Source organism: Flavonifractor sp. AGMB03687 (assembly GCF_017811815.1).
Taxonomy (GTDB): Bacteria; Bacillota; Clostridia; order Oscillospirales; family Oscillospiraceae; genus Flavonifractor.
Genome location: NZ_JADKZI010000001.1, coordinates 406204 through 420394 on the forward strand (window position 1 = coordinate 406204; position 14191 = coordinate 420394).

Here is a 14191-nt window from a genome sequence, read left to right on the forward strand (position 1 = left end):
GGGAATTCCCTCCGGGGGCGCATCTTGTTTAACAGAGTCCCAGGATATAGCGGCAGCAGAACCGCTTGTACCAGGGCAGGGCCTTGTCCACCTGGGCGGAGATGGTGCGGGCGGCCTCCACGACGGTGGTCCGCTCCTCCTCCGTCAGGGTGTGGGGGCTGAACTTGGCCTTCTTGGCCAGCTCGGCCACCTCATCCGGCATTTGTCCGCCCCAGCGCTCCAGCTTCTTCAGGTGGAGGTAGGCGGCGATGACGGCCCGGTTGGTGTTTTCCTGGCGGAATTTCTTCTCCCGGCGGCTCCGGCCCACAGACCGGCGGACAGGGAAGGCCAGTAGCACCAGCACGGCGGCCAGAGGGATCAGGAGGAAGCGCAGGTCCAGGGGTGCGGCTTCCTCGCCTTCTTCCTGCGGATTGTCAGGAGCGGCGGAGGGTCGGGCGCTGGCCTGGGGCGCCTGGGTGGCGGTGGGCGTGGGTGCCGCAGTAGGCGTGGGAGTGGGCTCCACGGTGCCGCTCTGGCCGGGATTGCTGCCGGCATAGGCGGGGGTGACCTCCACCGGCTCCCAGCCGTAGCCGTCCAGATAGATCTCGACCCAGGCGTGGGCGGCGGAGTCGGGGACATTCACATGGCCGGAGGCGGGCACATCGGCCACATAGCCGGTGACATACCGGGCGGGGATGCCTATATGCCGCAGGATCAGGGTGGCGGCGGAGGCAAAGTGCATGCAGTAGCCCTCGTGGCTCTCGGTCAGGAAGTAGGACACGAAGTCCTCCCCCTCCGGGGTGGCGGGGGTGTCCGGGTTGTACTCCGCCAGACCGTCCAGGTAAGCGGCTACGATGCCGGCCATTACCATGGGATATGTCCGTGTGATGTCTGTTTCTCTTTCGGCACCGCCTTGGAGCAACTCCAGATAGGCCTGATAGGCGGGGTTCTCTGCTCCGCCGGGGAGATGGCCGGGCATATCTGTGACTAGGTCCTCAATAACGGCATCCAAGGCGTCCACAACATCTTCATACACAGCCATATAGGAACTGTCATAGACAAAGTTGGCATAGGTACTCTCGGCCTGGCTGGCCTCCCCTGGCAGCTCCGCGCCCGACAGGGGATCACAGTTGGGCTGGACGTATACCGTGTGGGTCCACACGTCATCCCCCCGGGCCAGGTAGGAGTCGTTGACAAATTTGGCTCCGCTGAGCTCGTCGGGCTGGGAGAGGATGTGGTAGGGCACATACACATAGCCGGGGTCGGCCCCCACGTTGCGGACGGTGACCTTGGCGTAGTCCTTGTTGGGGAACATATCCCGGTCCGCCAGAGCGGGGAAGTTCAGAGGCTGGAAGCCCTCCAGGGAGGGATAGAACACACTGTCCGTAAAGGAGGGAGGCTCACCCTCCTGGGTCTCATCCCAAAACATCCAGCTGTAGCGATCCTCCGGCAGCGGGTTCCAGCTGCCGTCCTCATACACGGCGCTGGAGAAGCCCCGCAGGTAGATGCGGCCCCGCAGGTCGGTGTCCACCTCCAGCACCGTCCGGCCGGAGAAGTTCAGGGGACCGGCGTTAGACAGCTCCACCTTGCCGTCGGCGTCGGCGAAAGAGCCGCCCGACCCGAAGCCGAAGGGCCCTTTTCCGTGGAAGAGAGTCACATCCAGGTGGGTCACCCAGTTGTTGATGGAGTCGAGAGCGTCATCCGCCCATTGGGGCCGCTGATAGCTGTCCTGGGGCATGGCCAGGCCCAGTAGGAAGAGAAGCAGGGCCGCTGCCGGAAGGGAGAGCAGGGTGAGCTTGGCGGCCCCCGCCCGGTCCTGACGGCGGACCAGGGAGCCCAGACCCATGACGGTCCAGCCCAGGATCAGTCCCATCAGGGGCAGCCAGGCCGGAGTCACTGAGATGCACAGGGGCGCCAGCACAAAGGGACTGGTGAGCAGAAAGGACACGGAGAAGGAGGGCCGCCGCACCACGGCCAGGGCCAGCAGTACCCCCAGCACCGCAGCCACCACCAGGGTCAGCAGGGTGGCCGAGCGGACCCAGACACCGGTGGGCAGCTGGGCAATGGGATGGATAAAGCCGTCCAACTCCAGGCTGGTGCACACGGTGTTGACCACGGAACAGCGGTAGGTGATCTCACCCAGCTGCATAATGGGAAACAGCCGCCAGACGGTGAAGCCGGCAGCCCCCAGTACCGCGGCCATGCCGACCAGCATCCAGCGGGTGGGGAGGGCACAGATCAGGGTGAGCAGCACGCTCAGCAAAGCGCAGCCAATCAGCAGCAGAAGGGGGTGGAGGGGCTGTTGCACCGCCGAGGAGAAGGACCACAGGGTACCGGTGAGCAGCAGGAAGAGCAGCAGACAGCCGGTGAAGAGCTCCAGGGGCCGGGGCCGACGGCTGGCGCGGGGCTTGAGCGGATGCTTTGGATGGCGTTTCATCGTCCCCCTCCTTCCACGCCTTCCGGCGTCACATGGAGATGGCGCACCTTACCGGAACCGGCGGGCAGCAGCAGGGTGCCGTCCAGGATGGAGCGGCCCTCCTGGGGCGCCGGGGTGGAGAAGGCCAGCTCCAGGCAGGCCAGCAGAGCATGCTCCCCGTCCACCGACCGGTCCTCCACCATGCTGGTGAGGGGGGCGGCCCACTGGATGTGGTGGGGGCGCTCCTGCTCCAGGAGCCAACGGGACAGGGCGCACAGCTGGGCAAAGGTGCGGTCCAGCACTTCGGGGGAGCCGAAGTGGTCGTAAGTCACCACAATGGCGGCCTGCTGGGGCTCCAGGGTCTCACGGACTACCAGCTCATCCAGCTTGGAGGACAGCTTCCAGTGGACCGACCGCAGCGGGTCGCCCGCCCGGTATTCCCGCAGGTCGTAGTCCTCGCCAGGGCCGCCGCCGGGGCGGGGACGGAGCACCACGCCGTCGTTCTGACCGCCGGTGAGCTCCTGGGTGTCGTCCAGCTCCAGGGCGGGGGGCAGCACCAGCACGGCCCCATCGATCCCACGCCCCACAGGCAGGGGGAAGAGACCCAGCAGGTCGCAGCTCCAGGCACGCTCTGCCCGGCACACCAGCCGGCCGCAGTGGTCGGCGGGGACAGTCAGGGGGACCTCCTTTGTCGGGGAGGCGAAGAGCAGGGCCTGTCCCTCCTCGCCGGTGAGCTGGTTGGTCCAGCGCAGCCTGACCCGGGGGCGGATCAGGGGGAAGGGGGAGGCGGTGTGCAGGGAGATGTGGAACTGGGCACTTTCGCCCCGAACCACGGAGGGGCTGGCAGGCCGAATCTCCAGCCGGCTCCCCGCCAGGCCGGGCAGGGCCAGCAGCAGGGAGAGAACCGGCAGCACGAGGATAAATACCAGGATGAAGGTGGACAGATAGAACCGGAATAAAATTTGAAACAATACCGCCGCCGCCACCAGAACGGCGTACAGGATCCGACGGCTGATCATAGCCTCACCCGATCTTGGGGGGCTGGACCTGCCGGAGGATCTCCGACAGATCGAAGCCGCCGCTGGCCTCCGCCCGGGGGGAGAGGATGAGCCGGTGGGCCACCACATCGGCAAAGACCATGGACACGTCCTCCGGGTTCACGTAGTCCCGGCCCAGCACCAGGGCGGCCGCCTTGGCCATGGCGGTGAGGGCCAGGGAGGCCCGGGGACTGGCACCCTGAACGATCATGGGGTGGGTGCGGGTGGCGTTCACCAGCCGGATGATGTAGTCCAGCACCTCGTCGGACACATACACCCGGTCGGCCCGATCCCGCAGGGCGGCCAGACCGTCCAGATCCAGCACCTGCCGCACCTGCTCCAGGGGATTGCCCTTTTGCTTGCGGCGCACCATGTCCAGTTCGTCCGCCGGAGCGGGGTAGCCGATGGACAGGCGGATCATGAACCGGTCCATCTGGGAGTCGGGCAGCAGCTGGGTGCCCGAGGCCCCCGCCGGGTTCTGGGTGGCGATGACCAGGAAGGGCTGGGGCACCAGGTGGCTCACGCCGTCCACGGTGACCTGTCCCTCCTCCATGGCCTCCAGCAGGGCGGACTGGGTGCGGCTGGTGGCCCGGTTGAGCTCGTCCGCCAGAAACAGGTTGCACAGCACCGCGCCGGGCTGATACTCCATAGCGCCGGTGGCCTTGTTATAGATGGAAAAGCCGGTGATGTCCGAGGGCATCACATCGGGGGTAAACTGCACGCGGTTGTATTTCAGGCTCAAGGCCTTGGAAAAGGCCAGGGCCATGGTGGTCTTGCCCACCCCGGGGATGTCCTCCAACAAAATGTGGCCCCGGGCCAGAATGGCCAGCAGCACCTTGGCCAGCACGTCGTCCTTGCCAACCACCGCTTTCTTCACTTCGCCCAGGATCTCCAGGGCCTGCTTGTTGCCGTCCATGTTCCGCCCTCCTTAAAAATATCTGAAAGCTAAGTTTTATTGTACCAGAGTGTACCATTATGTCAACTATAAGGAATAAAAAAGCCTGGAATGGAAAAAATCACGGCAGACCCTTGCGCAAAACACCACTTTGTGGTATAGTACATACGTTAGTAGTAGAGGTATGATGAGAGTGGGGTCACGGCTCCGCTCTTTCTTATTGAAAAAACGGGGAATGTAAAAAATTTACATCCCTTGCCGGAGGTGGCTTATGGCCAAGGTAACAGAGCTGGTATCCACCCTGGCGGCTCCCCTGGTGGAGGCCGCCGGCTGCACCCTGTGGGACGTGGAATACGTCCGTGAGGCGGGGCAGTGGTTCCTGCGGGTTTATATTGATAAGGAGGACGGCGTCTCCATCAACGACTGCGAGGCGGTGAGCCGCCCCCTGTCCGACGCCCTGGACGAGGCTGACCCCATTGAGGGCAGCTACGTGCTGGAGGTGTCCTCCGCCGGTGCAGACCGGCCCCTGAAGAAGCCGGAGCATTTTGCCGCCTTCATGGGCTCGGAGGTGGAGGTGCGCCTCTACCGTACGGTGGACGGCCGGAAGGACCATGTGGGAGTGCTCTCCGGCTACGAAAACGGCGATGTGACCATTGACACGGCGGACGGACCCAGGACCTTCGTTAAGAAGGACGTGGCTCAGACCCGGCTGTACGTGCGGTTTTAAGATGTAGGGGCGGCAGGAACCGCCCGTGTTGAGGATAAGGAGACAGAACTATGCCGAAGAAGAACGCCAAAGCGCAGAAGACCAATGAGCTGGACGGCAAGGAGTTTTTCGCCGCCATCAATCTGATTGAGAAGGAAAAGGGCATCCCCAAGGCCTACATGCTGGATAAGATCACCCAGGCCTTGGTGTCCGCCTACAAGCGGGACCATGAGTCCGCCGGTGACAACATCGTGGTGGAGGCCGACGAGGAGGCCGGTACCGTCCGCATGTTCGTCAAGAAGGACGTGGTGGAGGAGGTAGATAACCCCTGCACCGAGATGAGCCTGGAGATGGCCCGTTCCAAGCTGCCCCAGGCCCAGTTGGGCGACGTGATCCGCATCGAGATCAAGACCCGGGACTTTGGCCGCATTGCCGCCCAGACCGCCCGTCAGGTCATCATCCAGGGCATGCGTGAGGCCGAGCGGGGCATGGTGTACGACGAGTTCTCCTCCAAGGAGCACGAGATCCTCACCGGCGTGGTCACCCGCATCGATCCTCGTTCCGGTGCTGCCAGCCTGCGCATCGGCTCCGGCAGCGAGGCCACCGAGGCATTCCTGGCCGCCGGCGAGCAGGTCAAGGGCGAGGAGTACGTGGAGGGCATGCGCCTACGCGTGTATGTGGTGGAGGTCCGCCGTTCCACTAAGGGACCCCAGGTCCTCATCTCCCGCACCCACCCCGGCCTGGTGAAGCGCCTGTTCGAGATGGAAGTGCCCGAGATCTACGACGGCACCGTGGAGGTCAAGTCCATTGCCCGTGAGGCCGGTTCCCGCACCAAGCTGGCTGTCTGGTCCGCCGATCCCAACGTGGATCCCATCGGCGCCTGCGTGGGTCCCCGCGGCCAGCGCGTCAACAACATCGTGGAGGAGCTCCGTGGCGAGAAGGTGGACATCGTCAAGTGGTCCGAGGACCCCGCCGTGTACATCGCTGCCGCCCTGTCTCCCGCTGACGTCATCAGCGTGGACATCCACGAGGAGGGCAAGACCTGCCGCGTGGTGGTGCCCGACGATCAGCTCTCCCTGGCCATCGGTAAGGAGGGCCAGAACGCCCGTCTGGCTGCCAAGCTGACCGGCTGGAAGATCGACATCAAGCCTGAGTCCGCTCCTGCCGACGAGGAAGTGGAGGACGAGGACGACGTGATCCTCGAGGACGAGGCCGAGATCGAGGAATAAGGTTTTCGTTTTAAATGTAGTGGAAGGGGGGCAGAAGGATGCCCAAGAAGATTCCCATGCGCCAGTGCGTGGGCTGCCGGGAGATGAAGCCCAAGAAGGAGCTGATCCGGGTGGTGAAGAGCCCGGAGGGAGAGGTCTCTCTGGATTTCAAGGGAAAGAAGCCGGGCCGGGGCGCCTATGTGTGCCCTGACGAGGCCTGCCTGAAGCGGGCCCGGAAGGCCAGGGCGCTGGAGCGGGCCTTCTCCGCCCCCATGCCCGATGAGGTATATGAGGCGCTGGAACAGCAGATGCGGGAGGGCGATCAGGATGGATAGCGTACTGCATCTGCTGGGCATCGCCCGCAAGGCGGGCCGTGTGGAGGTGGGCGAGGAGCCGGTGGGCGCCGCCGCCCGGGCCCATCAGGCCAAGCTGATCCTCACCGCCTGCGACGGCGCCGACAACAGTCTGCGCCGGGCGGCCCACTTTGCCGAGATCGGCAAGGTGCCCCACCTGCCTACCCCCTACACCAAGGGCGGCCTGGGCGGCGCAGTGGGCCGCTCCGCCTGCACCATGCTGGCCCTCACCGACGTGGGGCTGGCCGCGGCCATTGCCGCCAAGCTGGCTTCCGCCGACCCGGAGCACTGCTCCGCCGCGGCGGAAGAGCTGAAGGTCAAGGCCGGGAAGGCCCTTCAGCGACAGAAGGAGCAGCGGGCCCACGAGAAGAACCTGCAGAAGAAGAACAAGAAGCCCTGGGCTCCGCCCCCCAAGGCGGCCAAGGAGCCCCAGAGCGCTCCCCCGGCCAAGAAGCAGGTAAAACCCTTTGCCCCTAAGGGCAAACTGACGATCAAGAAACCCCAGTCATGAACACAACGTGGCTGAGACAGATTGGAACAAGCAGGCTTGTTCCAATAAGAAAGCGCAGCGGACCCGCCGCGTTTTCCTATTGGCGCAAGCCGACCAGTTGGAGGTGGCTTATTTGCTGAACAACAAGTATCGTGTGCATGAGGTGGCCAAGGATTTCAACAAGAATTCCAAGGAGATCACCGACATTCTGACCAAATACGCGACGACCCCGAAGAACCACATGCAGCCTCTGGGCGACCGGGAGCTGTCCCTGATTTTTGAGTATCTCACCCAGCACAACCAGGTGGAGAGCATCGAGAGCATCTACGCCGACGTGTACCGGGAGCCCAAGGCCGCTCCCGCCGAGCAGCCCAAGGCCCAGCCTGCCCAGCAGCAGGGCCAGAAGGGCTCCAAGCAGCCCGCTCAGAACGCTGCCCCTGCTGCCAAGCCCGCTCCTCAGCAGGAGCAGCCCAAGGCCCAGCAGCCTCAGCAGCAGAACCGTCCCACCACCCGCGTGCCCGAGAAGAAGGTGGTGGACACCCGCAAGAGCGGCAACGTGAACCTGGAGAAGTACGACCAGCGGCTGGAGGATCTGGCCGCCGGCAAGACCAAGCAGATGCAGGCCGGCAAGCAGAAGTTCCAGGGCCGCAACCAGCGCAAGGGCGGCTTCCAGGGCGGCAGCAAGCGCCGTCAGGAGGAGCAGGAGAAGATGCGCCGGCTCCAGATGGAGATCGCCAAGAAGACCCCCCTCACCGTCAAGATCCCCGACGAGATCGGCGTGGGCGAGCTGGCTTCCCGCATGAAGAAGACCGGCGCCGAGGTGGTCAAGACCCTGATGAAGAACGGCGTCATGGCCTCTCTGTCCGATGTCATCGACTTCGACACCGCCGCCATCATCGCCGAAGAGCTGGGCTGCAAGGTGGAGAAGGAGATCATCGTCACCATCGAGGAGCGCCTCATCGACACCGCCGAGGACAAGGAGGAGGATCTGCTTCCCCGCGCCCCCGTGGTGGTGGTCATGGGTCACGTCGACCACGGCAAGACCTCCCTGCTGGACTATATCCGCAACGCCCACGTGGCGGCGGGCGAGGCCGGCGGCATCACCCAGCACATCGGCGCTTATCAGGTGGAGGTGGGCGGCAAGCCCATCACCTTCCTGGACACCCCCGGCCATGAGGCCTTCACCGCCATGCGTGCCCGCGGCGCTATGATTACCGACGTGGCCATCCTGGTGGTGGCTGCCGACGACGGCATCATGCCCCAGACCGTAGAGTCCATTAACCACGCCAAGGCCGCCAAGATCCCCGTGATCGTGGCCATCAATAAGATGGATAAGCCGGAAGCCAACCCCGAGCGCATCAAGGAGCAGCTTACCAAGTACGAGCTGGTGCCCGAGGAGTGGGGCGGCGACACCATCATCTGCCCCATCTCCGCCAAGACCGGCGAGGGCATCGACAACCTGCTGGAGATGGTCAACCTGACCGCCGAGATGCAGGAGCTGAAGGCCAATCCCAACCGTTCCGCCCACGGCGCCGTCATCGAGGCCCGTCTGGACAAGGGCCGCGGCCCCGTGGCCACCCTGCTGGTGCAGAACGGTACCCTCCATCAGGGCGACATCATCATCGCCGGCACTGCCGTGGGCCGTGTCCGCGCCATGACCAATGCCCGTGGCGAGAAGCTCACCGAGGCCGGTCCCTCCGTGCCTGTTGAGATCATCGGCATGAGCGAAGTGCCCGGCGCCGGCGACGACTTCCACGCCGTGGATGACGAGCGCATGGCCCGTGAGCTGGTGGAGCAGCGTAAGCACGACCAGAAGATGGCCGCCTCCAGCCCGGTGGGCAAGGTGAGCCTGGAGGATCTGTTCAGCCAGATCAAGCAGGGCGAAATGAAGGACCTGAACATCATCGTCAAGGCCGACGTGCAGGGCTCTGCCGAGGCCGTCAAGGCCTCCCTGGAGAAGATCTCCAACGACGAGGTCCGTGTCCGTGTCATCCACTGCGCGGTGGGCGCCATCAACGAGAGCGACGTTATGCTGGCTACCACCTCCAACGCCATCATCGTGGGCTTCAACGTCCGTCCTGACTCCAACGCCAAGGACACCGCCGCCCGCAACAAGGTGGATATGCGGATGTACCGCGTGATCTACGACTGCATCAACGAGATCGAGACCGCCATGAAGGGCATGCTGGCTCCCAAGTTCAAGGAAGTGGAGCTGGGCCAGGCCGAGGTGCGCAACGTGTTCCGCATCACCGGCGTGGGCATGGTGGCCGGCTGCTACGTCACCAACGGCAAGATGCAGCGCGGCGCCAACATGCGCCTGCTGCGTGACAACGTGGTGATCTATGACGGCTCCATCGCCTCCCTGCAGCGCTTCAAGGACAGCGTGAAGGAGGTCGCCGCCGGTTACGAGTGCGGTATCACCTTCGAGAAGTTCCAGGACATCAAGGAGGGCGACGTCATCGAGGCCTTCCTGATGGAGCAAATCGAAGTTTAATGGATTGAAGGTTTTCCCTGAGGGATAACCAAGGAAAATAAAAACAGACCCGTTCCGTCCCCAATTCATTTGAGGAGGGGGCGGGTCTGTATTGCGTAATAGGAGAAATGTATGGCAAGTAATCGTATCGGACGTATCAACGAGGAGATCCAGCGGGAGCTGGCTACCCTCATCCGCACGGTCAAGGACCCCCGGGTCCACGGTCTGGTGTCCATCACCGGTGTGGATACCACCTCTGACCTGCGCTATTCCAAGATCTATGTCAGCGTGCTGGACAAGAGCGATGTGAAGGAAGTGGTCAAGGGCCTGAAGTCCGCCGGCGGCTATCTGCGCCGGGAGCTGGGCCGCGCCCTTCAGCTGCGCTACACCCCGGAGCTGCAGTTTGTGGAGGACGACTCCATCGACACCGGTGCCCACATCCTGAGCATGCTGCGGGACCCCGAGGTGGTCAAGCCTGCCAATCCGGCCAACGCCCACATTGATCTGGACAGCGAGGAATAAACCATGACCTATACCGAAGCTGCGGCCTGGCTGAAGGAGCACGACCGCTATCTGATCCTCACCCACAAGCGGCCCGACGGGGACACCATCGGCTGTGCCGCCGCCCTGTGTCGGGGCCTGCGTGGCCTGGGCAAGACTGCCCATATCTGTTCCGGCACCGGTGAGACCCACCTGTTCACCCCCTATCTGGAGGGCCTGCTGGCTCCTGAGGGGTATGAGCCGGACACGGTGGTCAGCGTGGATATTGCTGCCAGGAGCCTTTTTACCACATCCGGTCAACCCTGGCTGGAGCGGGGCATCGACCTGGCCATCGACCACCACCCCTCTCAGGAATTCTTTGCCAAGGAGACCTGCCTGGACGCCGGGCGGGCGGCCTGCGGCGAGATCCTCTATGAGATCCTGAAGGAGCTGGGGCAGGTCAATCAGGAGACCGCGATCCCCCTGTATGTGGCCGTCTCCACTGACACCGGCTGCTTCCAGTACGGCAACACCACGGCGGACACCCACTGGGTGGCCGCCGCCCTGATGGCCACCGGCATCGACGTATTCCCCCTGAACAAGCGCCACTTCCGCACCAAGACCTGGGCCCGGCTCCAGGTGGAGCGGCTTATTGTGGAGCGGATGCACCGCTACGAGGACGGCAAGATCGCCGTGGCTCCCGTGTCCCTGTCCCTGATGGACGAGGCAGGGGCCACCGAGGAGGACATGGAGGACATCGCCGCCTTCCTGGGCCAGATCGAAGGAGTGGAGACCTCGGTCACCATCCGGGAGCTGGCGGCAGGGGAGTGCAAGCTGTCCGTCCGTACCAGCGGCGGGCTCAACGCTACCAAGGTGTGCGCCCTGCTGGGAGGCGGCGGTCACGCCGCCGCTGCGGGCTGCACTGTCAGCGGCACCCTGGAGGAGGCGGAGTCCGCCATCCTGGACGCCATCCGGCAGGTGGAACACGATGCCTAACGGAGTCATTATCATCGACAAGCCCCAGGAGTGGACCAGTATGGATGTCTGCGCCAAGGTGCGGGGCATCCTCCATGAGCGGCGGGTGGGCCATGGCGGCACCCTGGACCCCATGGCCACCGGTGTGCTGCCTGTCTTTGTGGGGCGGGCTACCCGGGCGGTGGAGTTCGCCACAGAGGGGAAAAAGGAATATATCGCCGGTTTAAAACTGGGCGTTATCACAAATACCCAGGATACCACCGGCCAGGTGCTGGAGCAGCGGCCGGTACAGGTGGACCGGGCGGCCCTGGAGGGTGCCCTGGAAGGGTTCCGGGGGGATATCCTCCAGATCCCACCCATGTACTCCGCCATCAAGCGGGACGGCAAAAAGCTCTATGAGCTGGCCCGTGCGGGCAAAGAGGTGGAGCGGCCTCCCCGCCCGGTGACCATCTATGGGCTGGAGGTGCTGGAGGAGGTCCCTGAGGGCTTCCCCAAGGAGGCGGATACCTGGTATCTGCGGGTGCGCTGCTCCAAGGGCACCTATGTCCGCACCCTGTGCCACGATATTGGGCAGGCTTTGGGCTGCGGCGGCTGTATGTCGGCCCTACGGCGCACTGAGGCGGCGGGCTACACCCTGGACCGAGCGGTGACCCTGGAGCAGCTTCAGGCTGCCTCCGATCCCACCGCCCTGCTGGCCCCGGTGGATGCCTGCTTTGGAGAGTACCCCGCGGTGACCATCGGTGCGGATGTGCTGAAAAAGGCCAAGAACGGCAGCCCCTTCCCCTGTGCCGCCCAGGACGGCACCTGGCGGGTGTACGGCCCTGACGGCGAGTTCCTGCTGCTGGGCCGGTGCGCCGGGGGCACCATGACCACCATTAAAAGCTTTTTCGAGGTGTAAGTACATTGAACGGGACAGAGACAAGACGTGTGATCGCGCTGGGCTTCTTTGACGGCGTTCATCTGGGCCACGGAGCCCTGCTGCGCCGGGTGGGGGAGAAGGCGGCTGAACTGGGAGCGGTTCCGGCGGCGGTCACCTTTGATACCCATCCGGAGAACCTGATCCTCAAGACCCCGGCGGTGCCCCTGCTCAGCTCGCCCATGGACCGGGCGGAGCTGATGCGGCGGTACTACGGCATCCGGGACGTAATCGTGGCCCACTTTGACGAGCGGATGATGCAAATGCCCTGGCGGGAGTTCGTCACTGACTATCTGGTGAAGGAGCACGGGGCGGTCCACCTGGTGGCCGGCCACGACTTCCACTTCGGCTACAAGGGAGAGGGCAACCCGGACCGGCTCCAGACCCTGTGCCAGGAGCTGGGCATCGGCTGCGACATCATCCCCAAGGTGTGCCGGGACGATATCACCGTGTCCTCCACCTATATCCGTACCCTGGTGGCTCAGGGCGAGATGGAGCGAGCCAATGAATTTCTGGGTCATCCCCATACCCTCACCGACACAGTGGCCCACGGCAAGAAGCTGGGCTCCACCCTGGGCTTCCCCACGGTGAACCTGCGCTTCCAGCCCGGCGTGCTGGTTCCGGCCTACGGTGTGTATGCCACCAAGGTATGGTTTGAAAACGGCGACAGCCGCCCGGCAGTGACCAACGTAGGGGTGCGCCCCACGGTGGATGACGGCGACCGGGTGACGGTGGAGGGCTTCATTCTGGACTTCAGCGGTGATCTGTACGGCCAGACCGTGCGGATGGAGTTTTACAAACGGCTGCGGGGAGAGCGGAAGTTCGACAGCCTGGAAGAACTGAAACAAGAAGTTATGCGCAACGCGGAACAGACCAGACACTATTTTGAGGGCCTGTAATACGGCTGCCCATCCGAAGGGGGACACCATATGCGCTATCATAAGATCTATCCCGCCGCAATTTGTTTCTCTGTCTACCTCATCGCCATCGGTCTGATTTTGGGTGATCCCTCTGAGATCCTGCCCGGTCTGTGGAAGATCATTCAGACTGAGGACGCCCTCATCACCGACTATGTGAAGATCGCGGGTATCGGAGCGGCCTTTGTGAACGCCGCTCTGGTCACCCTCATCAGCCTGGGAATCCTCCACTTGAGCAAGGACCCCCTCAATGGCTACACCTTGGTGGAGATCGGCCTGATGGCGGGCTTTGCCCTGTTCGGCAAGAACATCGCCAACATCTGGCCCATCATCTTCGGTACCTTCCTGTATGCCAAGGTCCGCCGGGAGGAGTTCGGCAAGTACGCCTCCGTATCCCTGCTGGCCACCTCGCTGTCGCCGGTGGTAAGCTATGTGGCGCTGGACAACGGCTGGGGCAACATCTGGTGGGCCATCCTCATCGGTGTCATCATCGGCTTTGTGCTGCCTCCTCTGTCTGCCTATACATACAAGATCCAGAACGGCATGAACCTGTACAACATGGGATTTGCCTGCGGTCTGCTGGCCACCATCATGGTGCCGGTCATGACCTCTCTGGGTGCAAACCCCAATGTGGCCCACCACTGGGCCACCGGCTATAACATGCAGCTGGGCATCTGCCTGGGCGGCCTCTGCCTGATTCTGATCGTCATGGGCCTGTTTTTCAGCGGGCGGCCCATTTGGGCGGCCTGGGCAGGCTACCGGCGACTGCTGCTCACCACCGGCCGGGCCCCCAGTGACTACCTGCGTATGTTCGGCGCGGCGCCCACTTTGATCAACGTGGGTGTCAACGGTCTGATCGGTATGGCGTTTATTCTGCTGACCGGCGGCGACCTGAACGGCCCCACTCTGGGCGGTATCTTTACCATCATGGGCTTCTCCGCCTTCGGCAAACACGCCCGCAATATTGTCCCCATTATGCTGGGCGTGGTGCTGGGCAGCTTCTGTATGCATTGGAGCATCAACGACAGCGCCGTGCAGCTGGCCCTGCTCTTCGGTACCACTCTGGCTCCCATCTCGGGCTACTTCGGCTGGCCCTTCGGTATTTTGGCTGGCTTCCTCCACTCCTCGGTGGTGCTGCGGGCCGGTACCCCGGTGGAGGGCTTCAACCTGTACAACAACGGCTTCTCCGGCGGCCTGCTGGCCATCGTGCTCTATCCCATCATCTCCGAGGCCATCCGGCACCGCCGTCCTCAGCTTCAGGACGCCGACTACCTGGACGTCTTCGAGCACGACAGCCCCACGGTTCCGCCTCCCATTTCCAAAAAACACTGATAAAAGAGCCTGTA

Annotated in this window: 13 protein-coding genes; 10 read left to right on the plus strand and 3 right to left on the minus strand. The window is 63.7% G+C overall.

The genetic code is table 11. The annotated features are described in order from the left end of the window. Window positions 1-28: 28 nt before the first annotated feature. Genes J9789_RS01950 through J9789_RS01960 form a run of 3 tightly spaced genes read right to left on the minus strand, consistent with a single transcriptional unit; the run spans window position 29 to window position 4348 of the window. On the minus strand, window positions 29-2416 hold the full coding sequence (locus tag J9789_RS01950) for a transglutaminase-like domain-containing protein (RefSeq protein WP_209341722.1): 2388 nt from the start codon (window positions 2414-2416) through the stop codon (window positions 29-31). After that, window positions 2413-3414: a DUF58 domain-containing protein gene (locus J9789_RS01955; protein ID WP_209341724.1), complete on the minus strand. Its 1002-nt coding sequence runs from the start codon at window positions 3412-3414 to the stop codon at window positions 2413-2415. Before J9789_RS01955 ends, J9789_RS01950 begins: the two co-directional genes overlap by 4 nt. A gap of 4 nt (window positions 3415-3418) precedes the next feature. Continuing rightward, a complete protein-coding gene (locus J9789_RS01960) occupies window positions 3419-4348 on the minus strand; it encodes a MoxR family ATPase (RefSeq protein ID WP_209341726.1) in 930 nt (309 codons plus the stop codon). A 250-nt stretch (window positions 4349-4598) separates the two neighbouring features. Here J9789_RS01960 and rimP point away from each other — a divergent pair, with 250 nt between their 5' ends. From rimP to J9789_RS02010, 10 genes are all read left to right on the plus strand, one after another. Continuing rightward, window positions 4599-5054 (plus strand): ribosome maturation factor RimP, encoded by a 456-nt coding sequence (rimP, locus tag J9789_RS01965; protein WP_209341735.1) that lies wholly within the window; start codon window positions 4599-4601, stop codon window positions 5052-5054. 50 nt (window positions 5055-5104) lie between these two features. Continuing rightward, window positions 5105-6262, plus strand: a complete 1158-nt coding sequence (gene nusA / locus J9789_RS01970; RefSeq protein WP_209341737.1) for a transcription termination factor NusA — start codon at window positions 5105-5107, stop codon at window positions 6260-6262. A gap of 38 nt (window positions 6263-6300) precedes the next feature. Further along, window positions 6301-6576 carry a YlxR family protein gene (locus tag J9789_RS01975; protein ID WP_209341739.1) on the plus strand — a complete coding sequence of 92 codons (276 nt, stop codon included), beginning with the start codon at window positions 6301-6303 and terminating at the stop codon, window positions 6574-6576. Beyond that, window positions 6569-7105, plus strand: a complete 537-nt coding sequence (locus J9789_RS01980) for a 50S ribosomal protein L7 (RefSeq protein ID WP_209341741.1) — start codon at window positions 6569-6571, stop codon at window positions 7103-7105. The genes J9789_RS01975 and J9789_RS01980 overlap by 8 nt, the downstream gene beginning before the upstream one ends. A 115-nt stretch (window positions 7106-7220) precedes the next feature. After that, window positions 7221-9578, plus strand: a complete 2358-nt coding sequence (gene infB / locus J9789_RS01985) for a translation initiation factor IF-2 (protein WP_348633621.1) — start codon at window positions 7221-7223, stop codon at window positions 9576-9578. Between the two features lie 111 nt (window positions 9579-9689). Then, a complete protein-coding gene (rbfA, locus tag J9789_RS01990) occupies window positions 9690-10079 on the plus strand; it encodes a 30S ribosome-binding factor RbfA (protein ID WP_209341743.1) in 390 nt (129 codons plus the stop codon). 3 nt (window positions 10080-10082) lie between these two features. After that, window positions 10083-11033, plus strand: a complete 951-nt coding sequence (locus J9789_RS01995; RefSeq protein ID WP_209341745.1) for a DHH family phosphoesterase — start codon at window positions 10083-10085, stop codon at window positions 11031-11033. After that, window positions 11026-11910 carry a tRNA pseudouridine(55) synthase TruB gene (gene truB, locus J9789_RS02000; RefSeq protein WP_209341747.1) on the plus strand — a complete coding sequence of 295 codons (885 nt, stop codon included), beginning with the start codon at window positions 11026-11028 and terminating at the stop codon, window positions 11908-11910. Before J9789_RS01995 ends, truB begins: the two co-directional genes overlap by 8 nt. Window positions 11911-11915: 5 nt before the next feature. Beyond that, on the plus strand, window positions 11916-12827 hold the full coding sequence (locus J9789_RS02005) for a bifunctional riboflavin kinase/FAD synthetase (RefSeq protein WP_209341756.1): 912 nt from the start codon (window positions 11916-11918) through the stop codon (window positions 12825-12827). Window positions 12828-12857: 30 nt separating this feature from the next. Then, window positions 12858-14177 (plus strand): DUF1576 domain-containing protein, encoded by a 1320-nt coding sequence (locus J9789_RS02010; RefSeq protein WP_209341758.1) that lies wholly within the window; start codon window positions 12858-12860, stop codon window positions 14175-14177. The last annotated feature ends 14 nt before the right edge of the window (window positions 14178-14191 follow it).

Bases quoted from the DNA above. Each gene is read 5' to 3' on its own strand.
- J9789_RS01975 (WP_209341739.1), top strand. From the start codon at position 6,301: ATGCCCAAGAAGATTCCCATGCGCCAGTGCGTGGGCTGCCGGGAGATG.
- J9789_RS01955 (WP_209341724.1), bottom strand. From the start codon at position 3,414: ATGATCAGCCGTCGGATCCTGTACGCCGTTCTGGTGGCGGCGGCGGTA.
- J9789_RS02010 (WP_209341758.1), top strand. From the start codon at position 12,858: ATGCGCTATCATAAGATCTATCCCGCCGCAATTTGTTTCTCTGTCTAC.
- nusA (WP_209341737.1), top strand. From the start codon at position 5,105: ATGCCGAAGAAGAACGCCAAAGCGCAGAAGACCAATGAGCTGGACGGC.
- J9789_RS01995 (WP_209341745.1), top strand. From the start codon at position 10,083: ATGACCTATACCGAAGCTGCGGCCTGGCTGAAGGAGCACGACCGCTAT.
- rimP (WP_209341735.1), top strand. From the start codon at position 4,599: ATGGCCAAGGTAACAGAGCTGGTATCCACCCTGGCGGCTCCCCTGGTG.
- J9789_RS01980 (WP_209341741.1), top strand. From the start codon at position 6,569: ATGGATAGCGTACTGCATCTGCTGGGCATCGCCCGCAAGGCGGGCCGT.
- truB (WP_209341747.1), top strand. From the start codon at position 11,026: ATGCCTAACGGAGTCATTATCATCGACAAGCCCCAGGAGTGGACCAGT.
- J9789_RS01960 (WP_209341726.1), bottom strand. From the start codon at position 4,348: ATGGACGGCAACAAGCAGGCCCTGGAGATCCTGGGCGAAGTGAAGAAA.
- J9789_RS01950 (WP_209341722.1), bottom strand. From the start codon at position 2,416: ATGAAACGCCATCCAAAGCATCCGCTCAAGCCCCGCGCCAGCCGTCGG.
- rbfA (WP_209341743.1), top strand. From the start codon at position 9,690: ATGGCAAGTAATCGTATCGGACGTATCAACGAGGAGATCCAGCGGGAG.